This window comes from Clostridium sp., assembly GCF_050717545.1.
In the GTDB taxonomy this organism is placed as follows: Bacteria; Bacillota; Clostridia; order Clostridiales; family Clostridiaceae; genus Clostridium_AD.
Genome location: NZ_JBOITN010000017.1, coordinates 1 through 21,325 on the forward strand (window position 1 = coordinate 1; position 21,325 = coordinate 21,325).

The window sequence follows — 21,325 nt, forward strand, 5'->3', positions numbered from 1 at the left end:
CAACTACTTCATTTAGAGATTACTTAATGGGTGAAGTTAGATACTCTTCACTTGCTAAAACTTTCCCTGAAGTAGCAGAAGAATTATTTGTTAAAACAGAAAATGATGCTAAAGAAAGATTAGCAGGATACAAAAAACTTGCAAGTGAAAAATAGAATTTAAGATTATAAAGTAAAAAGAAGATGGAATAAACTCCACCTTCTTTTTACTTTACATTAACTTAACAAAAAGAATAAAAAAAACCCTTTTAATATATAGCAATTTAGGGTAGAATAAACTATAAACTGAAAGTAGGAGGTACTACATTATGAATGAAGATAAAAATGCACCTTGCGGATGCGGTGAGCACGAACATAATCACGAAAATGAAGGCTGTGGATGTGGAAGTCATGATAACGATGGTGAGAACCAAGGTTGTGGATGTGGTGGACATGATGAAGAAAGTGAAGGTTGTGGTTGCGGTTGTGGCGAAAGCGAAGGCGAAGCTTTAACAGTAGACCTAGAAGATGAAAATGGGAACGTAGTTCCATGTGAAATAGTAGATGGATTTACGTATAAAGATAATGAGTATGCGCTAGTTCAAAATCCGGAGGATGATTCAATATATCTTTTCAAAGTAATTGGAGATGAAGAAACAGGAGAATTAGTTATTCCTGAAGATGAAGAATTTGCAGAAGTAACAGCATATTACGAAGAATTAATTAAAGACGAAAAATAATTCTTTAAAAGAGTCGTTGCAAATGCAACGGCTTTTTTTAGTTGTTATATGGGCATTAATATTTAAATTATGGAAATGATATTAATATTGTAGCTCCGCAGGAGATGGTTTAAGGGAGGAAAAATAATGAAAGAAAAATTAGCTATTTTTGATATAGATTTTACATTAACAAAACGAGAGACATTACTCGAATTCTATTTTTATATGTTAAAAAAGAATCCTAAATTTATAAAATATCTGCCTAAAAGTGCATTTTCATCCTTGTTATACATTTTGAAAGTATACGATGCTTCAAAAGCAAAAAAAACCTTTATAAGATTTATTGATGGTATAGAGGAAACGAAAATGAGAAAATTCGTCAAAGAATTTTATGAAAAACGTTTAAGTAAAATATTATATAAGGATGCTATTGATACTATAAAGAAAAGGAAGTTAGAAGGATATAAAATTTATTTAATTTCAGCTTCTGCTGAATTCTATTTAAGTGAGTTTTACAATATAAAGGAAGTAGATAAAGTAATAGGAACACGTTTCGTAAGGGAAAATGGGCTACATAGAAATGAGATCTTAGGAGAAAATTGTAAAGGTGAAGAAAAGGTTCGCAGATTAAAAGAAGTGTTAAAAAAAGAAAATATAGAAGTTGACTTTGAAAACTCTTATATGTATTCTGATTCTTTATCAGATTTACCGCTTTTTAATTTAGTTGGACATCCATATTTAATAAATCATAAAAAAACACATGATAAAATAGAAATTTTAAAATGGAGATAAGTTTTTTTATTAAAAGTTTTAAAGCATAAACATTAAATTTTATGATATAAAAATGATCAATTACTATGTTATAAAAAATAGCAGGAGGGATTTATATGGATTCATCTATAAATGAATTTTTTTTATATGGAAATGATATTAAAATAAGTGGAGAATTTGAGAGTTACAACACTAGTACAGGTAAATCACTATACGAGGTAATAAGGATAAGTGATGGAATTCCTATTTTTTTTATGGAGCATTTAGAACGTCTTGAAAACTCTGCGAAAATAATGGAATACAGCTTAGTTATTACAAGGAATGAGATTATAAGAGGAGTTCTTAAGCTAATAAATAAGAATAGAGTACAAAATGGGAACATAAAATTAGTTGTAAATTATAGCTTAAATCATGAAAAAAATGATAATAATGATAATAATGATTCTGCTGAAAAGTTTTTAGCTTATTTTGTTAAACATTCATACCCTACAAAGCAGCAATATGAGTTAGGCGTAAAAACTATTGCTTATCACGCTGAAAGAAGTAATCCCAATGCTAAAGTTATTAATAATAGTTTCAGAGAAAAAATAAATCAGAAAATACACAATGAAAACGTATATGAGGCAATTTTAGTGGACGATGATGGTTTTATTACTGAAGGTAGTAAATCAAATATATTTATGGTTAGGGGGTCTAAGGTTGTAACCTCAGAAGTTATAAATGTATTGCCTGGCATTACAAGACAATTTATTATAAAAACCTGTAAAAGACTTAATATAGAGTTTGAAGAAAAAAATGTTCATCTAAATGAACTCGAATTATATGATGGTTTATTTATTTCTGGAACATCACCGAATGTTCTACCAATAAGAAGTGTGGGTGAATTAGACTTTAATTCATCACTAAATTCAACTATAAATTTAATAAAAGATGGATTTGATGTTGAATTAAAAGAAAATAAACAGAAATTTGTAAAGTATATTGAAAATAATACGATAACTAAATAAAACCTTTGAAATGTTATGTTATGTATACATAAGAATCAATTAAAAAATAATGTAAAAATTGAGGATGTCATAGTATAATTTTTTATGGAAAGGGGTGCTATTAGTGACTGATAAGATTTTCACCCGGAAATTTGAAGGGGTTAATGTTTCTGAATGTTTGCAAAATGCAAGTGTTAGTTTAGGGGTTAGTGAGGAAAACATTAAATATTTAGTGCTAGAGGAAAAAAAAGGTTTTTTTAAGAAACATGCTGTAATTTCCGTGGATGTTATAGAAGGGTTAAAGGATGAATATACTGTTAAAGATGATTCTACTTTAAAAGGCGATACTGATAAAATAAATGGAACTATAGAGGTTAAATCAGGTAAATTTATAATAGTAAATCCTAAAGAAGGTGGAAAGCCAGCCACAATAAGTACTACGGAAGATATTAAATTAATAGTTAATGGTGAGAAAATTAGTAAAAGCACTACAGTAAATGACAAAAGTCTTGTTGTGGTTAATATACCACAAGGTGAAGCTAAGAGGTGCATGAATTTAAGGACAAGTCCTGACAGAATGAAAGCTTATATCAGTATTATATATGAACCTGATATAACGTATATGATAAAGGACGTCAGCCCTAGAAATTCACTAATGTTAGAAGCAGATGTAAAAGAAAAGAAAATGCCCTCATTATTTACGGAGAATGAAATTAAGAATGAACTTTTAAATCATAATATCAAATATGGTATTATAAGTGAAAGTATTATGGAATGTGCAAAGACTTATGATGAACCAGAAACTCTTGTTGCAAGCGGTAAGAAAAATGTAGACTCTATAAATGACAGAATGGAAATTAAATATAATAAACAAAATGCAAAAAACAAGTTAGATGAGGAAAATGATGAAGATGAGCAGGATGAGAATTATAAGTCAGTAGACTATAAGGCTATAGGAACTGTTGATGGAGTAGAAAAAGGAGAAGTCTTAGCTGTTCTTTATCCAGGTAAAAATGGTGAAGATGGAATAGATGTTACTGGCATGAATATAGTGACTAAGGATGCAAAAAAGATAGTGCTATGTGTAGGAGAAGGTTGCAAGATAACTGATAAATGTACTGTTGTTTCAACAAACGAGGGTAGGCCATCATCAAGGGGAAATACATTTTTCGTTTATAAGACACATAAAATAGATGGAGATGTGGAACTCAAAACAGGTAATATCCAATTTGTAGGGGATATAATAGTTAGTGGCAGTGTAAATGAAGGTATGAAAGTCGAAGCAGGTAATTCTATTTTAGTTAAAAACAATGTAGCACAAGCAGAGATAAATGCAAGTGGTGATATTGTAATAAAGGGTAATGTAATTAACTCTAACATTGCAGCAGGAAAAGAAGATGTATTAACTCTGGACTATTTAAGTGACCTAAAGAGCATGAAAGACGATGTCTCTAAATTAGTAGCGTCTATAAGCCAAATAAAAGGCTTGAATGTTATTGGTAATGATACTACTGACGGGGAACTTGTTAAGATTTTACTTGAGACTAAATACAAAAATCTTCCGCTTACCTCGATTAAGGTGGCTAAAAGAATCCTTGCAGAGGGTAATCCTGAAGATGAATTACTATTTATAATTAAAAATAAGATACTTAATATTGGTACTCTCAATATAAATAGTTATGAGGAATTAAATGAGATTTTAGCAGTTATTGATAGTAAAATAGCCACTCTTGATATGAATTTAACTCTGCCGGTAGATGTAGTGCTAGACTATTGCCAAGACTCAGTAGTTAAAAGCTCTGGTAATATTATCTTCACTGGTAAAGGAGAATATGTATCACAAATGATAGCAAGTGATAGTATAATATTTAAAAAAGATAGAAGTTTAGCTCGTGGTGGAGTTATAAAAGCTGGAAAAGAGATTAAATGCAAAATAGTCGGAGGAACAAGGGGAGTATCTACAAAACTCATTGTAGAAAGTCATGGTCAGATATGGGCGGACATTGCTTACCAGAATACTAGATTTATTGTAGGTGATAGAGAATACATTCTAGAAGTAGCTAGCAAAAATGTCCATGCCTATTTAGACGATGCTAGAGAATTAGTTATTGATAAATTACAATTGTAGGGGGATTTATTATGAAGGAACAAGAAATTAAGATATTGATATTTAGCATAAATAATGAGTTTTATGCAACAAATATCATGGAGGTAGAAAGAATATTAGAGTATGAAAAGGCAACTAAAATTCCGGATTCTCCACAGTTTGTTGAAGGCGTAATAAATTATGAAGATAGAATTTTGCCCGTTATAATGTTATCAAAAAGATTTAATTTGCCTGATTCTGATGTTCAGAAAGAATCTAAAATAATAGTTGCAAAACAAAATCATAGTAAAATAGGAATAATAGTTGATTTTGTGTCAGAAGTTAGGGATGTTTTAAAAGAGAACATAGAAGATTCTCCGGAAATAGTAGGAGGAATATCTAAAAGATATATCAAAGGACTTGTTAAAATTGATGGTAAGATAATTATATACTTAAATATGTCAACCATATTGACGGAAGACGAAAAAATACAAATATTATCGTAGGGTGTAATTATGGAATATAAAGAAATAAAAGTAGGAATTTCAGATCTATTTGTATCACTTTCACCAGATAAATTAATAACTGTAGGCCTTGGATCTTGTGTGGGCATTGCGATTTATGATAAAGTTACACGAGTTGGTGGCTTAGCACATATAATGCTTCCAGATAGCCTTCAGTTTAACAAAATAACCAATGAAATAAAATTTGCGGATTTAGCTATACCAATATTAGTTTCACAAATGGTGAAAAAAGGCGCAAATTTAAGAAACATGAGGGCTAAAATAGCAGGTGGGGCATCTATGTTTAACTTCTCAGATAAAAGTATAGTGATGGATATTGGGAGCCGAAACAGCACCGCAGTGAAAAACGCTCTAAAGATTCTAGCTATTCCAATAGTCGCAGAAGATATTGGTGGTAACAAAGGGAGAACGTTAATATTTGATACCGCAAATGGATTGCTTTCAATTAGGACTGTAGGAATGGGAACCGTAGACATTTAAATTTTTCGTAAAGCTAAGGGCGTGATATATATTGATTACAAAAGTTAAAGTGATTGTAGTAGATGATTCAGCATTGATGAGAAAAATTATTTCTGATATGATAAATGGGCAAGAAGAAATGGAAGTTATAGACACAGCCAAAAATGGTCAAGAGTTATTAGCGAAAATAGTACTAAAAACTCCTGATGTAATAACTTTAGATATTGAAATGCCTAAGATGAATGGTATACAAACATTAAAGGAATTAAAGAAAATGAATATAAATATACCAGTTATTATGATTAGTAGTGTTTCGAAAGTTGGGACAGAATCAACTATGGAATCTCTTGCACAGGGAGCTTTCGATTTTGTATCAAAACCATCAGGGGCGATATCGATTAATATAGACATAGTTAAAGAAGAACTTTTGCAAAAAATAAAATTGGCGTTTATGAAAAACAAAGGTAAACTTACTAAAGCTCCTCAAAAAAAGGTTATATCTAGTAGAGAAGCATCTAATAGGAGTGCTAATAGAGTAGAAGGTACACTAGAACGCAATATAGAGGCCGTAGTAATTGGAGCGTCTACTGGAGGACCTAAAGCGTTATACGAGGTTATAACGGCTTTGCCAAGTAATTTAGGAGCGTCAGTACTAGTAGTGCAACATATGCCGGTAGGATTTACGAAGGCTTTTGCGGATAGACTTAATTTAAACAGCAAATTAAAGGTTACTGAAGCCGAGGATGGCGAACTAATTGAGAAAAATGTTGTTTATATAGCTCCTGGTGGATATCATATGCAAGTAGGAAAAAGTAAGAGGATAATGCTTAACACCGAGCCTACAATTTGGGGAGTGAGGCCAGCAGTAGATAAACTATTTATATCTGCAACTAATATTTATGGATCGAGACTTTTAAGCGTTATACTTACTGGTATGGGGCGAGATGGAGCAAACGGCACTGCGATAATTAAAGACAACGGAGGTATTACTATGGCAGAGCACCAGTCTACTTGTATTATATATGGCATGCCAAAGGCGGCTTTTGAGACAGGTAAAGTAGATGAAATTATACCTCTTGGGAATATTGCTCATGAAATTATTAAAATAGTAATGGGGAGATGAGCATAGCTAATGGATTTAATATATTTTCAGCAGTGGGTTTTAAAAGAGTATAATATAGATTTATCAGCTTATAAATCTAATCAATTGCATAGACGAATTTTAAGTTTAATGTCAAGAGTTGAGGTTAGTTCTGTAGAAGAATATATAAAGCTATTAAAAAAAGACCCAAGCCAAAAACAAAAGTTCTTAGATTTTATTACTATAAACGTAACAGAATTTTTTAGAAATTCTGAAATATTTGATGAGCTTACAAAAAAAATCACTTCAGAACTGCCATATAATTCAGGGCTTAAAATTTGGAGTGCAGCATGTTCTATTGGTGCAGAACCTTATTCACTTGCTATGATTATGGATAATTTAAGTCCAAGAGTCAATCATAAAATTATAGCTACAGACATAGACAGTACAATACTTTCGAAGGCGAAAAATGGTGAATATGTTTATTCAGAAGTTAAAAATGTGCCAAAACAATTTATGGATAAATATTTTGTGAAGAATGGTGACAAATACTGTATAAATCAAAAAATTAAAAAAATGGTGGAGTTCAAGAAACATGATCTTATTTTAGATAATTTTGAAGGCAATTTTGATTTAGTGGTATGTAGAAATGTAGTTATTTATTTTAATGGAGATGTAAAGGATAAAATATATAAAAAGATTGGCCAGTCACTTAAAAAAGGTGGATTACTTTTTGTTGGAGCCACTGAAAGTATTTATAATTATAAAGAATATGGATTTGAAAAAACATCTACATTTATTTATAAAAAAATATAAAGTGGATAATAATTAAGTTTAAAACAAATAGTGTGGAGGGGGATAAAATGGATACATCACAATATATGTCAATGTTCTTAGAAGAGTCTATGGAAAATTTGCAAACCTTGAATGAATCTCTTCTTGAGCTTGAGCAAAGACCTGAAGACATAGATAAGTTAAATGAAATATTTAGAGTTGCTCATACAATAAAGGGAATGGCAGCAACTATGGGATTTAATCAAATGGCTGAATTGACTCATAAAATGGAGGATGTACTATCTAAATTCCGTGAAGGTAAACTTAAAGTAACAGAAAAGGTGGTAACTGTTTTATTTAGATGTCTGGATACTTTAGAAAAAATGGTGAATAATATTTCAGAAGGAATTTCAGAGGAATTTTCAATTGATGATATAATAAATGATCTACATTCAATGGTGGATGGGAATGATACTGCTGAAAAAACTCCAAAAGTAAATGACATCCATAATGATAGTGAGAAGAATATTAATGAACGTATTAGTCTTAATGAATATGATATTAATGTTGTTAAGCAAGCAAGAGAGAAAATGTTTAATGCATATGAAATAAACATTTTAATAAGCGAAAATACGTTACTTAAAGCAGCGAGAGCATTTCTTATTTTCAAAAGTTTAGAAGATTATGGTGAAATAATAAAATCTATACCGTCATCTGAAGATTTAGAAAATGAGAACTTTGATTTTGAAATAAATTTGATATATATAACTACTAAAGATAAAGCAGAAGTTATTAATCTTTTGCTTGGCGTATCTGAAGTGGAAAAAGTAATGGTAGAAAATGTTTATATAAAAAATCATGTTGATAATGTAACGGAAGAATTAGGTGACTTTAAAACCATAGAAAATGCTACCAAAGTTGATACATTAACAGAGTCAGTTATTACTGAAAATAATATTAAAACTATAGAAAATAAAAGTACTGATAAAAAGGAAGTTGCTGTTCATAAAAAAGCTCATCAATCTGTGAGGGTTGAATTAGAAAGATTAGATAAGTTTATGAACATGGTATCAGAACTTGTAATTCATAGAACAAGGCTTGAGCAAATAAGTAGCAATCATAAATTAACTGATTTAAATGAAACATTAGAGCAAGTAGCTAGGGCAACTTCAGAGCTACAGGAATTAGTAATGAAAATCAGAATGTTACCTCTAGAAGTAGTCTTTAATAGATTTCCAAGGATGATAAGGGATTTATCAAAAGAATTAGATAAAGAAATGGAACTTGTAATTCAAGGACAAGATACAGAAATAGATAGAACAGTAATAGACGAAATAGGTGAACCATTACTACATTTACTTCGTAATGCGGCGGATCATGGTATAGAATCAAGAGACGCGAGAATTTCAAAAGGAAAAAATCCTATTGGAACAATTAAACTTATAGCTTATGCTGAAGGTACAAAAGCAATAATTAAGGTAGAAGATGATGGAGCAGGACTTGATGTTTATAAAATCAAAGCAAAGGCTAACAAAGTGGGTATAAATACTGATGGAATGACAGATGCAGATGTGAAAAATTTAATTTTTGCACAAGGATTTAGTACAAACGAGAAAGTAACTGATATTTCTGGTCGTGGAGTTGGAATGGATGTTGTTAAAACTAAAATTGCAGCTTTAGGAGGAACGGTAGATGCTATAAGTGAAATTGACAAAGGAACCTCATTTATTATAAGATTACCTTTGACACTTCAAATTATTCAAGCTTTACTTGTTAAAATCGGCGATGAAACTATGGCTATTTCTCTTGGATATATAGATCGAGTAATAGATTACAAAGACGAATTGATTAAGAAAACTAATAATCGGGAAGTTATTGTGTATAATGATACTGTAATTCCACTAGCACGCGTAAATGAAAAAATGCAAATAGAAACTAATGAAAACACAAAGAAATACATTGTTATTGTAAAAGTTGGAGAGAAAACAGTAGGGCTTTTAGTAGATTCACTTCTTGGTCAACAAGAAATTGTAATTAAACCACTAGGAAAAACTTTGCAAGGATTAAAAGAATATATAGGAGCAACTATTTTAGGAGATGGCTTAGTTACATTGATACTAGACGTTGCTGCTTTAGTGTAAGGAGGATATAATATGGATTATTGTGAACTTAGCTCCGTTCAATTAGATGTTCTTCAAGAAGTGGGGAATATTGGTGCAGGAAATGCAGCTACTGCATTATCAGAGTTATTAAACGAAAAAGTAGATATGACAGTACCTGCGGTAAATATTGTTCCTTTTGATGATGTTTTTTCTAAAGTAGGAGTTGAGAAAGTAGTAGTTAGTGTTATTGTACGAGTTTTAGGTGACATACCAGGAAATATTTTGTTTACAATAGATAAAGAAGCTGCGATAAATATTATTTTTAGGCTTATAGGCGAGGATCAAAAGCAGATAACGGAACTTGGAAACTCTGTGCTTTGTGAAATTGGGAATATTATTGCAAGTTCTTTCATGAATGCAATAGCAAAGCTTACAAATTTAACAGTTAAGGCATCTGTGCCAGCTATTGCAATAGACATGATGGCAGCTATACTATCAACAACTTATATTGAATCAGGACAATTCGATGAATATGTACTTGATTTAGAAACACAGTTTTTACAAGAAAATCAAAAAATGAACGGGCATTTTTACTATATACCGATGCCTGGATCACTTGAGAAAATTTTTAATTCATTAGGTGTAAATTAATTGGAGGTAATATAAAATGGCTAGAGTACTAATTGTTGACGACGCGGCATTTATGAGAATGATGATAAAAGATATATTAGAGAAAAATGGGTACGATGTTGTTGGTGAAGCAAGCAACGGGATAAAGGGAGTAGAGCTTTATAAATCAGAAAAACCAGATATTGTTACGATGGACATTACCATGCCTGAAATGGATGGTATTGAAGCCGTTAAATCAATTAAAGCTTTTGACCCTGCTGCAAAAATAATTATGTGTAGCGCTATGGGACAACAAACAATGGTTATGGATGCAATAAGAGCCGGAGCAAAAGATTTTATCGTTAAACCATTCCAAGCAGATAGAGTACTTGAGGCAATTAAAAAAGTATTAGGTTAGGAGGGAGAACGTTATGCAGGTAGTTATATTTAAAGTTAATGATGAACAGTTTGCAGTAGAAGCATCAAAAGTTCAAAGTATTAATGATATGATGGCAATTACAAAAGTACCCAAATCTGAGATATACATAAAAGGTTTAATTAATCTAAGAGGTAATATAATTTCTCTACTAGATATAAATCTTCTTTTAGATATTAAAAAAGGCGATGGACTCCAAGAAAATATTATTATATTAAATCTAGACGAAGAGTCTGTGGGGGTAACTGTAGACCAAGTGGATGAAGTATTAGAAATCAAAGAAGATTTAATTGAAAAGGTTGAAACTGATAGGAAAAGAGCATATATTAAAGGTGTTATAAATTTTAAAGATAGAATAGTTACGTTGATTGATATTGCAAAACTTATAGAAAAATAAGATCTTATTAAAAATATAAAATGAAGTATTAATAAATAGAAAACTAGTTAACAATAGAAGAATACTCCGTTCAGAGAGATGAGGTTGGAATATGGCAGAAGTATTATCGCAAAGTGATATAGATTCACTATTATCTGCCCTATCATCTGGGAAAATAGAAGCAGATCAAATCCCAAATGAAGAGGAAAAGCATAAAATAAAATTATATGATTTTAAAAGTCCTCAAAAGTTCTCGAAGGATCATTTGAGAGCGCTTGAGCTTATTCACGATAATTATGCAAGACTTATGGCAAGTTATTTATCAGCGCAGCTAAGAAATAATGTGAAGGTTAAAATTGAAAGTACTCAGCAAATAACATACGACGAATTTATTCATTCAATTCCTAACTCCACAGTCTTAACTATATTTAAAATGCCACCTTTAAGTGGGTCTATATTATTTGAGATGAATCCCCAGTTTGCTTTTCAAATAATCGATATACTCCTTGGTGGAATGGGAAGCCGAATGGTAAAAGTGAAAGAATTTTCTGATATAGATAAAAATATATTGAAAAATGTTAACGCTGGGCTTATATCTAATCTTAAAGTTGCATGGCAAGATGTTTTGGAAGTGGAACCAGAAATTTTAGCACTTGAGACGAATCCAGCACTTAATCAAACATTAGCGCCAAATGAACCAGTTGCCTTAATTACTTTTTCAGTAGAAATGAATAATAGCAGTAGTTTTGTAAATATTTGCATACCTTATTTAAGTATTGAAAAAGTAATTGATAAACTAGTTGTTCAGTATTGGTTTAGAGAAAATGATGATGAAACTATAACTGATTCTAGAAGTAAATTAAAGCAGCGATTAAATATAGTAAGTGTTCCATTAACCGGGGTTCTCGGAGGCACAAATATTAGTGTAGATGAATTTTTACAATTAACTGAGGGTGATGTAATAACACTGGATAATACTAGTGACAGCCAGGTTAAAGTTTTTGTGGAGGGACATCTGTGTTATACAGGTAAACCTGGTATCATAGGCAAAAACAAAGGGATCCAGATATTAGATATAATAGATAAGGATGTGGAAAATTATGAGTAACGGCTTTCTTTCGCAAGAAGAAATCGACGCTCTCTTAAACGGAGACGGAGCAATTGCTGCACAGGGCGAAAGTCAAGACAGCGATACAATACAGGCTAAAGAGATAAGTTCAGGATCAGTTCAAGCATTTGAGCTAAATGATAGTGAGAAAGATTTGCTAGGTGAAGTTGGGAATATATCTATGGGTTCAGCATCAACAGCTCTTTCCACAATAGTTGGTCAACCAGTTAATATTGCAACGCCAGTGGTTTCATTATGTACACTTAAAGAATTAAGAGCTAACTTTCAGGTTCCTAATATTGCTTTAGATGTAAAGTTTACAAGTGGTATTACAGGTGGAAACTTGCTAGTAATAAAAACTACTGATGCAGCGGTTATAGCAAGCCTCATGATGGGTGGAGATGGCAAGGTAGAAGGGAAACCAGAACTCTCAGAAATTGAAATTAGTGCTGTATCAGAAGCAATGAATCAGATGATTGGATCTGCTGCAACATCTATGGCAACAATGTTTTCAAGGCAAGTGAATATCGCACCTCCACAATCTATGATATGGGATGAGAAAACTACTCCTTTAAGTGAAAGCATTGATGATGATGAACAAGTTGTTCAGGTAGCTTTTAAATTAACTATTGGTGATTTAATTGATAGTGACATAATGCAAGTGCTCCCTGTAGAAACTGCTAAAAAAATAGTTTCTATTATGATGGGAACAGAAGTGGTAGAACAGGTGCCTAAAAAAGAAATACCAGTAGCTAAACCAGTACGCACGAAAGCTAAGCCTCAATATGAACCAGTTAATGAGGAACCTGAGCAAGAAGAAGAGTATTATTCAAAACCCATTGAAAGGCAACAGCCGCAAGTAGAGGTTCGCAAGGCAGCCTTTAAACCACTAACAGAGCAACCAGTTTATAACTGCCCTAAGAATATTGATTTAATATTAGATGTTCCACTAGAAATTTCTGTAGTGCTTGGGAAAACTAAAAAGAACATTAGAGATATTTTGAATTTGGGAACTGGGTCATTAATTGAACTTGATAAGTTAGCTGAAGAACCAGTAGATATATTAGTAAATGGTAAAAAGGTAGCATATGGAGAAGTTGTAGTTGTAGATGAGAATTTTGGAGTTAGAATAACTAGTATAATTAGTGGAGAAGAAAGAGTAAAGGCAATAGCAAAATAGTGCAATCAGTATGAACTTTCTCCTGAGTGGCACCAAATAAGAGTTTGAAACGTGAAATTCCATTAAGAAATTCTAATCTTTTGTAAATATAAAATTCTCTACCACTCACACTCGACGTCCTGTCTCGGGTTCGCTAGACTGCCTTCCTGGCAGTCTTACGAGAATTTTATATTTTCAAAAGAAGAATTTTAAATGGGATTTCAATATTTCTGCTCTTCTTATTTGGTGCTACTATCGGAGAAATTTCATACTATATTGTGTTTACCTAAGATGTATGTGATATGGATGGAGTAAAAAGAAAAAAAATTCATTAAAAAATCTTTTAGCCGTAGGCTGCAGATGTGGTACACATGATTTGAGATATGAAAAATCAAGGGATAAATAAATTTATCCCTTTTTTGTTTATCCTGTAAACTTTTTTAAATTATAGACGATAATAGAAGTAGAAGAAATAAAATCTAGGCTTAAAGATATAAAAAAAGCTAGGAGTGATTAAAATGAAAATAGATGGAATTAAACATGAAGTAATTAATCCGTATAAAAAAAGTACACCTAAAGCTGAGGTTAAGGTTAATGCTATGAAAAAAGATACGATTGAATTATCGACTGAAGGGAAAAAATTAAGTGCATTATCAATTGAGGGTAAGTCAGTTAATTCTAAAGAGAAGATAGAAATGATTAAAAATAGCGTGAAACTAGGGACATATAGTGTTGATCCAAAACTAACAGCTAAAAAAATGATTGAGGCTATGAAAGGAAGAGATATATAGTCATGGTGCAAAAATTAAATGATGTTATGGTTCAGGAAACAGAGGCTGTAAGTAATCTTTTATTAGAACTTGAGGAGCAGCATAGATGTATAATTGTAAATGATATTTTTGGAATGGAAGGCTGCGTAAGCAAGATTAAAGAAGCTAATAAAAATATAGCGTTTATGGAAGTTGAGAGGCGAAGAATTACTAAAAATAGGGCTATGGGACTTATAATTGAAGAGGCTAACAATTCAGAACTGGAAAAAAATTATAATAAAATTAAAATGTTGTTACAAGGAGTTGTACTTCAAAAGGATACAAACGAGTTACTTATAAGACAAGGACTTAATTTTACAAATAGAATGCTAAATGTGTTAAATCCATCAAGAGAAACAATGACTTACAACGCATATGGTAAAGTAAAAAATAGTATGAGGTGAAGGAATGGCAGGATTATTTTCAACTTTTAATGTAGCTACAAGAGGTATGAGTGCTCAACAAAAAGCAATAGACGTAACAAGTCATAATATAGCTAATGCTAATACAGAGGGATATACAAGGCAAAGGGCAACTATGGAAACTACGCGTCCATTTAGTGATGCTTCAGGTGCAGGCCAATTAGGTACAGGTGTACAGGTTTCCACTATAACAAGAATTAGAGATAGTTATTTAGATTATAGGGTAAGAGCAGAAAGTGGTACTATGGGATTATATGAGGGACGTGAGAAGTTTTTAACAGAACTTGAAGGGATTTTTAATGAACTTGACGGTACAGGTATATCAACAACAATTGATAACGTCTTTAAATCTTGGAATGATCTTTCATTAAGCCCACAAGTATCAAATACAAGAACCGTTGTAGCTCAACAATCTAAAGCGTTAACCGATCAATTAAATAGTACTTATAAACAATTAATAAAACTAAAAGATAATAGTAAGCAAGTTATTAAGCAGGATGTAACTGACATAAATAATATGCTTGACCAGATAAATAAACTAAATCAAGAGGTAATTAGCGTAAAAAATGGTGGAAATGAACCTAATGATTTAATGGATAAAAGGGATTTGCTAGTAGACCAGTTAAGTACAAAATTCGGAATTACAATTGATAAAAAATCATTATCAGGAGAAGATCTTAAACCAAATCAGGATGGTGGACCTGTGAATTCATACCTTATAAAGTCTGATCCTAATGATGAAGTTAGAAGATTTTCTTATATAAATAGTGTTGTGCCAAAAGCTGTACCACCAGCAACAGTTGCACAAAAACCGGGTGAAGCTGGAAGTTATGAAGTAACTTATTATAAAAATGGTGATACGACAACAGATGCAAATAAAGTAACTATGAATATGACAATGACTAGTAAAGAATATACGCAGTTAGATCAAGGTAGGGTTCTTTGGGCAGATAGTGATGGATATGCTATTGATACAGATGGAAATAGAATTAACGGGACTGATGCCTCTGGGACTGCTGTTCTGCAGGGAACAGAAGGTGGAAATGTAGAAGCCACTATGGATAATATTAATCTTTTTAAACCGGTAACAGGAGAACTAAATGGGTATATGTCTGTCCAAGCGGATATAGATGTATATATAGGGAAATTAAATGATTTAGCTAAGGGTATTGCTTTTTCTGTTAATGCAGTACATAGCGGTCAAAGTGATTCAACCATAGATACAGACATACTTAATTTTTTTGTTAACAGTGATGATGTAGATAAAGAAGGTGAAATTACAGCGGGGAACATTTCAGTTAATGAAGACATTTTAGAGGATGTTATGCTTATTAACGCGGGTAAAGATAGTACATCAGGAGATACAGATGGAAGTCGAGCACTAGCTATTTCTGGACTTAAATATGTTAAGTTAGAAATCCAAAGCATAGTTGCAGATACGGATACTACGACGGCTGTGCTTACTCCTACTACAAGGAAATCGTTTTTGGAAGGATTTTTTGATGATTCAAAAGATGATATGCTAATTAGTTCATCCTCAAATGGAACTACTATTGGTGGTTATTTTGCAGATATGGTTAGTACACTCGCAATTCAAAAACAAGTTGCTGAAAAAAACGTAACTAACTATGGATCTCTTTTAGCAAACCTAGAAGAATCGAGAACTTCTATTTCAGGTGTGTCTCTCGACGAGGAAATGGCTAATTTGATTCAATTTCAACATGCATATCAAGCAAATGCGAAGATTATATCAACTGTTGATGAACTTCTAGATCTAGTTATTAATGGATTAAAGAGATAGAGATTATAGGGATAATTAAGGGGTGAAGTTATGAGAATAACCAACAAAATGCTTTCAAATAATTTTTTAAGAGATATGAACACGAATTTAAATAATTTAAGTAAAATACAAAATCAAATGGCCTCTGGTAATCAAATAAATAAAGCATCAGACGATCCTGTTAAAGCAGCTAAGATAATGCAAATGAATTCAGATATAAATTCAAATGACCAATATAATGCTAATATCAAAAATACAACAAATTGGCTTGATGTAACGGATGGAACATTGGATAAATTTGGAGTGGCAATAACTAGAATCAATGAACTTTTAATATCTTCTGGAAATGCTAACGATGCATCTTCACAATCAGCTATTAAGGATGAAATAAATCAAAAAGTAGAAGAGCTTGCAGGACTACTCAATACGAATTTTGATGGTAAATATATATTTGGTGGTACAAGAGGTACAAATAAACCTGTGGACGCTGCAACAAAGGATATACTTGGAAATGCTAAATTAATGTATGCTAAGGTTGGTGGAGGAGAATTAGATATTTCTAATTTATCGGATTCTACAGATCTAGGTACTATAGATTATAATCAGATAAATTCTAAGTTACAAGTTGAAGTATCTCAAGGAGTAACTATGGATTACAACGTTACGGCATCGCAGGTAATAAACTATGGAGATGGTGATAACAATCTTATGAAATTACTTGGAAATATTACAAGCCACCTTGGTTCTACTGAGCCGACAGAAATTAAAAAATTAGCAAATGAAGACTTAACGGGAATTCAAGCTGTTATGACAAATGTATTAAAGTTACGCTCAGAGGTTGGAGCTAAGCAAAATAGAATGGAAAGTGCAGAATCTAGAAATACAGATCAGAATTTAAATATGATAGAAATAAGATCTTCAATAGAGGATATAAATATTACAGAAAAAGCAATGGAGTTTGCAACTATGCAAACAATCTATTTAGCATCACTGCAAACTAGTGCAAAGGTAATCCAACCTACTTTACTTGATTATCTTTAAAGGTGTAGAAAAATAAAAGTAGTTATTTACAAAGGAGTTGATTTGAACTATGGAGTTAGTTACTAAACATCATGGAATTAGAGTTTATAGTAATGAGGATGTTATAGAGTTTAAAAAAGGTATACCAGGGTTTAAAATGTTGAAGAAATTTATAATTTTTCCATTAGAAAGCAATGAGGTTTTCAGTATATTGCATTCAATTGAAGATGCCCAGATTGGGTTAGTTTTGGTATCTCCATATTCTGTAATACAAGATTATGAGTTTAAAATACCTGACGTCAATGTATTGGAACTTAAAATAGAGAGTCCAAAAGAAGTATTAGTATTAACTACAGTAACTTTAAGTTCAGAGATAAAGAATATGACTACTAATTTAAAGGCGCCAATCATTATTAATATAAAAGAGAAATTAGGTGAACAATTAATACTTGATAATGAAAAATACAAAATAAAGGAACCTCTATTTAACGACACTTCAGAAGGGAAGACCCCCGTTTCTATAAGTAACAGTCAAACACTATAACAACAGAAAACTTCAGTGGAAGTGTAAATTTCCTTCTGAAGTCGTTAATGTAGCACCGCAGGTGATGATTTAGGAGGTCAGATAAATGCTTGTAATAGGTAGAAAAAAAGGTGAATCACTATTGATAGGTGATGACGTTGAAATAACTATAATTAAGATTGAAAATGGATCTGTAAAAATTGCTATAAATGCACCAAGAGAAGTTGGAATACTTAGAAAAGAGCTTTATGTTGAAGTCACTGATGAGAATAAAAGAGCTATAGTTTTCGATGTTTCGGATTTAGAAAAATTAAAAAAATAAGATGGAGGGTAAAGATGGAAATAGGAGGTAGTAGTAAAAATATATCGACGAATTTAGATAAATTTTATAAAACTCCAGAAAATCCTAAAATTACAAAACCAACTGAAGTCAATAATTCACTAAGTGAAAAAGAAAATAATGAAATAGAAATTAAAAATGCAGTCAGCAGAATAAATAAATTTCTAGTTGGTGAAGGCACTCATGTACAATATCAAAAGCATGATGTGCTTAATCAAATGGTTATAAGCGTAATTGATAATGATACTAATGAAGTTATAAAAGAGATTCCCTCAAGAAAAATATTAGACATGGTAGCCAAAATGTGCGAAATGGCTGGTATTCTAGTTGATAAAAAAGCTTAGCATTTATAGTAAAAGGCATAACCCCTTAGAAAAAAGATAGGAGGGCTATTATGGAATTTAAATTAAATAAAATTGATGTTGAATTAAGACAGCGGGTTAAGGATACGACAAAGTCTGGTGTAATTCATAGGAAAGAATCAATCACTGTAAATAAAGATAGAAATCCAAGCGATAATTCAAGTTCCTACGAAGAGTTTAAGTATAAGATTTCAAAATATAAGAAAAAACACAAAATAGCTGTGGGAGCATATAGAAATACTCAATATGAGGTAGAGGTTTTTAAAGAGGTCTTAGAAGAAGAGCAAAAAAATATTGGTAATTTTATAGATACAAAAAAGTAGGGGGAAAAACATGGCAATGAACGCATATGGAAATGCCTTCAATACGTATAAAAGCAATAGTATAAATTTCGCATCAAAGGATCAATTGCTTTTAATGCTAGTTGAAGGAGCAGCAAAGTTTTCAAAGATAGGTAGACAGGCCATAATCGACAAAGATGTTAAAAAGGCTCATGAAAACATTGTGAAAACACAAAATATATTTTTTGAATTAATGGCAACTTTGGATGTGCCAAAAGGCGGGGAATGGGCAAAAAGTTTAATGCAGGTTTATGAGTTTATAACTCGGAGGCTTACGGATGCTAATATTAAGAAAAGCGAAGAAATCATGAATGAAATAATCCCGCTGATTGATGACGTCCGTGATACTTGGAGTGAAGCTTATAAAAAATCTAAAGGAAGCAAGTAGGATAAAAATTTAAAGGGGTGATTAATTATGGCTAGTATTTATCCTAGTAGTAATAGTACTGCTACTTCAAGTGCTAATTTAATGAGAATATCTGGTATGGCATCCGGTATTGACACAGATGCATTAGTTAAATCTATGGTTTCAAACTATCAATCTAAGATAGATAAAGCAAATGCATCAAAGCAGACAGTGCAGTGGCAGCAGGAAGGGTATAGAGAAATTATTAAAGGTGTAAAAGGTTTACAGGATTATTTTGATCCACTTTCTAGTAAATATATGATGTCTGGAGATTCTTTTAACATTAATACAGCTGCAACTGATGAACCTTCTGTAGTTTCTGCAACCTCAGGATCGGCTGCTAAGGCTGGAACTTATAAAGTGAATGTTACGAATTTAGCTGAGCAAGCTAAAATTGAAGGTACCTCAAAGAACTCAATGATAGCTGTAACAGCTGCAAACTGGACTGGTAAAAGCCTAAGATTTGATTTAACAACAGCTAGCAGTGTGGATACAGATGGAAATACTATACCCGGAGTTGCAATACCAGGTGGAGTTATATTGCCAATACTAACTGCAACTACAACAAAGGATTTAGTAACGGAAATAAACAAAAACATTGCAGGTTCTGCTTTAAATGGCAAAATTACTGCAGCTTATGTTCAAGAGGGCAATATTGAATCTATTAAGTTTACAAAAGCTTCTTACAATACAGATACAATTAACCTGGTTCATGCTAATAATACTATAACGGATATAAATGATACCACTATTAATAGTGGAATATCATCAGCTTCCAAATTATCAGATTTGGGAATTACAACAAATACTAGTTTTTCTCTATCCTATGATGCAGCTACGAATGCAAAACCAGTAATTATAACTTCAACTAGTACATCGACGATTAAGGATTTAATGGATAAAGTTAAGAGTGCTACTGGTGGAGCAGTTACAATGAGAATAGATGATATAACTGGAAAAGTCTCATTTCAATCAAAAAATTACGGATCTACTTCTGTGTTTAAGATAGAAGAGTCAAAGACTACAACTGATGTAACAGATAGTATACTAACAAAGTTAGGTTTAACTGGAGAAGTATCAACTTCAGAAACTACAGGAGTAGCCCCAAATGAAGTTACAACAAATACAAACACAATAACAAAATTAGGAACAGATGCTATAGTATCTATTACTGCTCCAGGACAATCAGCAATAACAACTACTCAAAGTTCTAATAAATTCACCATAAATGGAGTTGCCTATAATCTTGTTGGAGCTAGTAAAGCAGATGAAACTTCAAATGTAACAGTAACAGCAAATTCAGATACTGTTGTTAGTAATGTGAAAAAATTTATTGAGGATTATAATACAATACTAGCAACAATTAGTACCAAATTAACAGAAAAAAAAGATAAAAACTATGCTCCATTAACAGATGATCAAAGAACAAGTATGAGTGAGGACCAAATTAAAACCTGGGAAGCTAAAGCAAAGGTTGGAATACTTAAAAACGATGACTATTTAAGTAGTTTATTAACTCAACTAAGGGGAACACTTTATTCACCTGTATACAGTAGTTATGACAGTGCCAATGCCACTTCAGGAAAAGTAGCATTAAATTTCGGAAGTTATGGTAGTGGTGCTGTAGGCATAGGAACTTCATCAGATACTATAGATGGTGGTAAACTAGTAATTAAGGATGAAGATGAGGCAAAATTAAAAAGTGTTATTGAAAATAACTTGGAAGATTTTAAGAAATTATTTATTGGAAGTTCTAGTAGCTCTTTAACTACAAATGAAGCTTATATAGGTTCAAAGAAATATAAGGAAGATGGCATATTCACAAGAATGGACAGCATATTGAGGGACTATGTAGCATCACCTGGACTAGGGAAAGATGGTACATATACCTTAAGCGGTTACATGAATATATTTGTCAATAAACAATATGATTTTAGTATTTCAGGTGCTGCTGGTAAAAATACATTACCTGATCAAGTATATAGTAAGACACAAAATGTTAGTAAATTTCAGACGCAACTTGAGAATGCTCAAACAAGATATTATGCTAAATTCACAGCACTCGAAAAAGCAATGAATTCTTTGAATTCACAACAGAGTGCACTTAGCTCAATGATGGGAACAAGTTCATAAAGAAAAAAATATAGTAGGGCG

General features: G+C 31.8%; 24 protein-coding genes. All 24 read left to right on the forward strand.

Going from position 1 to position 21,325, the window contains the following annotated elements:
- The first annotated feature begins 307 nt into the window (after positions 1–307).
- The 24 genes from ACREVX_RS03145 to fliD all read left to right on the forward strand — a co-directional run bounded on the left by ACREVX_RS03145 (position 308) and on the right by fliD (position 21,304).
- On the forward strand, positions 308–718 hold the full coding sequence (locus ACREVX_RS03145; RefSeq protein WP_431542713.1) for a DUF1292 domain-containing protein: 411 nt from the start codon (positions 308–310) through the stop codon (positions 716–718).
- A 126-nt stretch (positions 719–844) separates the two neighbouring features.
- Positions 845–1,489 carry an HAD-IB family hydrolase gene (locus tag ACREVX_RS03150; RefSeq protein WP_431542714.1) on the forward strand — a complete coding sequence of 215 codons (645 nt, stop codon included), beginning with the start codon at positions 845–847 and terminating at the stop codon, positions 1,487–1,489.
- A 95-nt stretch (positions 1,490–1,584) separates the two neighbouring features.
- Positions 1,585–2,475, forward strand: a complete 891-nt coding sequence (locus ACREVX_RS03155) for an aminotransferase class IV (RefSeq protein WP_431542715.1) — start codon at positions 1,585–1,587, stop codon at positions 2,473–2,475.
- Between the two features lie 103 nt (positions 2,476–2,578).
- Entirely contained in the window at positions 2,579–4,582 is a 2,004-nt protein-coding gene (locus tag ACREVX_RS03160; RefSeq protein ID WP_431542716.1) for a flagellar assembly protein A, read from the forward strand.
- An 11-nt stretch (positions 4,583–4,593) separates the two neighbouring features.
- Positions 4,594–5,046 (forward strand): chemotaxis protein CheW, encoded by a 453-nt coding sequence (locus ACREVX_RS03165; RefSeq protein WP_431542717.1) that lies wholly within the window; start codon positions 4,594–4,596, stop codon positions 5,044–5,046.
- 9 nt (positions 5,047–5,055) lie between these two features.
- Positions 5,056–5,544 carry a chemotaxis protein CheD gene (locus ACREVX_RS03170; protein WP_431542718.1) on the forward strand — a complete coding sequence of 163 codons (489 nt, stop codon included), beginning with the start codon at positions 5,056–5,058 and terminating at the stop codon, positions 5,542–5,544.
- 34 nt (positions 5,545–5,578) lie between these two features.
- Positions 5,579–6,646 (forward strand): protein-glutamate methylesterase/protein-glutamine glutaminase, encoded by a 1,068-nt coding sequence (locus ACREVX_RS03175; protein ID WP_431542902.1) that lies wholly within the window; start codon positions 5,579–5,581, stop codon positions 6,644–6,646.
- Positions 6,647–6,655: 9 nt separating this feature from the next.
- Complete coding sequence (locus ACREVX_RS03180; protein ID WP_431542719.1) at positions 6,656–7,420, forward strand: CheR family methyltransferase; 765 nt, start codon at positions 6,656–6,658, stop codon at positions 7,418–7,420.
- Positions 7,421–7,467: 47 nt separating this feature from the next.
- The gene (locus tag ACREVX_RS03185) at positions 7,468–9,519 is read left to right on the forward strand and encodes a chemotaxis protein CheA (RefSeq protein ID WP_431542720.1); all 2,052 of its coding nucleotides are present in this window, start codon (positions 7,468–7,470) and stop codon (positions 9,517–9,519) included.
- Between the two features lie 12 nt (positions 9,520–9,531).
- A complete protein-coding gene (locus ACREVX_RS03190; RefSeq protein ID WP_431542721.1) occupies positions 9,532–10,131 on the forward strand; it encodes a chemotaxis protein CheC in 600 nt (199 codons plus the stop codon).
- A 16-nt stretch (positions 10,132–10,147) separates the two neighbouring features.
- Positions 10,148–10,507, forward strand: coding sequence for a response regulator (locus ACREVX_RS03195; protein WP_431542722.1), 360 nt, complete (start codon positions 10,148–10,150; stop codon positions 10,505–10,507).
- 13 nt (positions 10,508–10,520) lie between these two features.
- Positions 10,521–10,922: a chemotaxis protein CheW gene (locus ACREVX_RS03200; protein ID WP_431542723.1), complete on the forward strand. Its 402-nt coding sequence runs from the start codon at positions 10,521–10,523 to the stop codon at positions 10,920–10,922.
- A 91-nt stretch (positions 10,923–11,013) separates the two neighbouring features.
- The gene (gene fliM / locus ACREVX_RS03205) at positions 11,014–12,009 is read left to right on the forward strand and encodes a flagellar motor switch protein FliM (protein WP_431542724.1); all 996 of its coding nucleotides are present in this window, start codon (positions 11,014–11,016) and stop codon (positions 12,007–12,009) included.
- Positions 12,002–13,189 carry a flagellar motor switch phosphatase FliY gene (fliY, locus tag ACREVX_RS03210; RefSeq protein WP_431542725.1) on the forward strand — a complete coding sequence of 396 codons (1,188 nt, stop codon included), beginning with the start codon at positions 12,002–12,004 and terminating at the stop codon, positions 13,187–13,189. Before fliM ends, fliY begins: the two co-directional genes overlap by 8 nt.
- Positions 13,190–13,686: 497 nt before the next feature.
- Entirely contained in the window at positions 13,687–13,959 is a 273-nt protein-coding gene (locus tag ACREVX_RS03215; RefSeq protein ID WP_431542726.1) for a flagellar biosynthesis anti-sigma factor FlgM, read from the forward strand.
- 2 nt (positions 13,960–13,961) lie between these two features.
- Positions 13,962–14,381, forward strand: a complete 420-nt coding sequence (locus ACREVX_RS03220; RefSeq protein ID WP_431542727.1) for a flagellar protein FlgN — start codon at positions 13,962–13,964, stop codon at positions 14,379–14,381.
- A gap of 4 nt (positions 14,382–14,385) precedes the next feature.
- Positions 14,386–16,200 (forward strand): flagellar hook-associated protein FlgK, encoded by a 1,815-nt coding sequence (flgK, locus tag ACREVX_RS03225; protein ID WP_431542728.1) that lies wholly within the window; start codon positions 14,386–14,388, stop codon positions 16,198–16,200.
- Positions 16,201–16,230: 30 nt separating this feature from the next.
- Entirely contained in the window at positions 16,231–17,220 is a 990-nt protein-coding gene (gene flgL, locus ACREVX_RS03230; protein ID WP_431542729.1) for a flagellar hook-associated protein FlgL, read from the forward strand.
- A gap of 49 nt (positions 17,221–17,269) precedes the next feature.
- Positions 17,270–17,743 (forward strand): flagellar assembly protein FliW, encoded by a 474-nt coding sequence (gene fliW / locus ACREVX_RS03235; protein ID WP_431542730.1) that lies wholly within the window; start codon positions 17,270–17,272, stop codon positions 17,741–17,743.
- A gap of 85 nt (positions 17,744–17,828) precedes the next feature.
- Positions 17,829–18,044, forward strand: coding sequence for a carbon storage regulator CsrA (csrA, locus tag ACREVX_RS03240; RefSeq protein WP_431542731.1), 216 nt, complete (start codon positions 17,829–17,831; stop codon positions 18,042–18,044).
- Between the two features lie 14 nt (positions 18,045–18,058).
- Complete coding sequence (locus ACREVX_RS03245) at positions 18,059–18,406, forward strand: flagellar protein FlaG (protein ID WP_431542732.1); 348 nt, start codon at positions 18,059–18,061, stop codon at positions 18,404–18,406.
- Positions 18,407–18,456: 50 nt separating this feature from the next.
- On the forward strand, positions 18,457–18,747 hold the full coding sequence (locus ACREVX_RS03250; RefSeq protein ID WP_431542733.1) for a hypothetical protein: 291 nt from the start codon (positions 18,457–18,459) through the stop codon (positions 18,745–18,747).
- A gap of 10 nt (positions 18,748–18,757) precedes the next feature.
- Positions 18,758–19,153 (forward strand): flagellar export chaperone FliS, encoded by a 396-nt coding sequence (gene fliS / locus ACREVX_RS03255; RefSeq protein ID WP_431542734.1) that lies wholly within the window; start codon positions 18,758–18,760, stop codon positions 19,151–19,153.
- A 27-nt stretch (positions 19,154–19,180) separates the two neighbouring features.
- Positions 19,181–21,304, forward strand: a complete 2,124-nt coding sequence (gene fliD, locus ACREVX_RS03260) for a flagellar filament capping protein FliD (RefSeq protein WP_431542735.1) — start codon at positions 19,181–19,183, stop codon at positions 21,302–21,304.
- The last annotated feature ends 21 nt before the right edge of the window (positions 21,305–21,325 follow it).

Bases quoted from the DNA above. Each gene is read 5' to 3' on its own strand.
- fliD (WP_431542735.1), top strand. From the start codon at position 19,181: ATGGCTAGTATTTATCCTAGTAGTAATAGTACTGCTACTTCAAGTGCT.
- flgK (WP_431542728.1), top strand. From the start codon at position 14,386: ATGGCAGGATTATTTTCAACTTTTAATGTAGCTACAAGAGGTATGAGT.
- ACREVX_RS03195 (WP_431542722.1), top strand. From the start codon at position 10,148: ATGGCTAGAGTACTAATTGTTGACGACGCGGCATTTATGAGAATGATG.
- ACREVX_RS03200 (WP_431542723.1), top strand. From the start codon at position 10,521: ATGCAGGTAGTTATATTTAAAGTTAATGATGAACAGTTTGCAGTAGAA.
- ACREVX_RS03165 (WP_431542717.1), top strand. From the start codon at position 4,594: ATGAAGGAACAAGAAATTAAGATATTGATATTTAGCATAAATAATGAG.
- ACREVX_RS03180 (WP_431542719.1), top strand. From the start codon at position 6,656: ATGGATTTAATATATTTTCAGCAGTGGGTTTTAAAAGAGTATAATATA.
- fliY (WP_431542725.1), top strand. From the start codon at position 12,002: ATGAGTAACGGCTTTCTTTCGCAAGAAGAAATCGACGCTCTCTTAAAC.
- ACREVX_RS03145 (WP_431542713.1), top strand. From the start codon at position 308: ATGAATGAAGATAAAAATGCACCTTGCGGATGCGGTGAGCACGAACAT.
- flgL (WP_431542729.1), top strand. From the start codon at position 16,231: ATGAGAATAACCAACAAAATGCTTTCAAATAATTTTTTAAGAGATATG.
- ACREVX_RS03190 (WP_431542721.1), top strand. From the start codon at position 9,532: ATGGATTATTGTGAACTTAGCTCCGTTCAATTAGATGTTCTTCAAGAA.
- ACREVX_RS03220 (WP_431542727.1), top strand. From the start codon at position 13,962: ATGGTGCAAAAATTAAATGATGTTATGGTTCAGGAAACAGAGGCTGTA.
- ACREVX_RS03155 (WP_431542715.1), top strand. From the start codon at position 1,585: ATGGATTCATCTATAAATGAATTTTTTTTATATGGAAATGATATTAAA.
- fliW (WP_431542730.1), top strand. From the start codon at position 17,270: ATGGAGTTAGTTACTAAACATCATGGAATTAGAGTTTATAGTAATGAG.
- ACREVX_RS03150 (WP_431542714.1), top strand. From the start codon at position 845: ATGAAAGAAAAATTAGCTATTTTTGATATAGATTTTACATTAACAAAA.
- ACREVX_RS03170 (WP_431542718.1), top strand. From the start codon at position 5,056: ATGGAATATAAAGAAATAAAAGTAGGAATTTCAGATCTATTTGTATCA.
- ACREVX_RS03215 (WP_431542726.1), top strand. From the start codon at position 13,687: ATGAAAATAGATGGAATTAAACATGAAGTAATTAATCCGTATAAAAAA.
- fliM (WP_431542724.1), top strand. From the start codon at position 11,014: ATGGCAGAAGTATTATCGCAAAGTGATATAGATTCACTATTATCTGCC.
- ACREVX_RS03250 (WP_431542733.1), top strand. From the start codon at position 18,457: ATGGAATTTAAATTAAATAAAATTGATGTTGAATTAAGACAGCGGGTT.
- csrA (WP_431542731.1), top strand. From the start codon at position 17,829: ATGCTTGTAATAGGTAGAAAAAAAGGTGAATCACTATTGATAGGTGAT.
- ACREVX_RS03245 (WP_431542732.1), top strand. From the start codon at position 18,059: ATGGAAATAGGAGGTAGTAGTAAAAATATATCGACGAATTTAGATAAA.
- fliS (WP_431542734.1), top strand. From the start codon at position 18,758: ATGGCAATGAACGCATATGGAAATGCCTTCAATACGTATAAAAGCAAT.
- ACREVX_RS03185 (WP_431542720.1), top strand. From the start codon at position 7,468: ATGGATACATCACAATATATGTCAATGTTCTTAGAAGAGTCTATGGAA.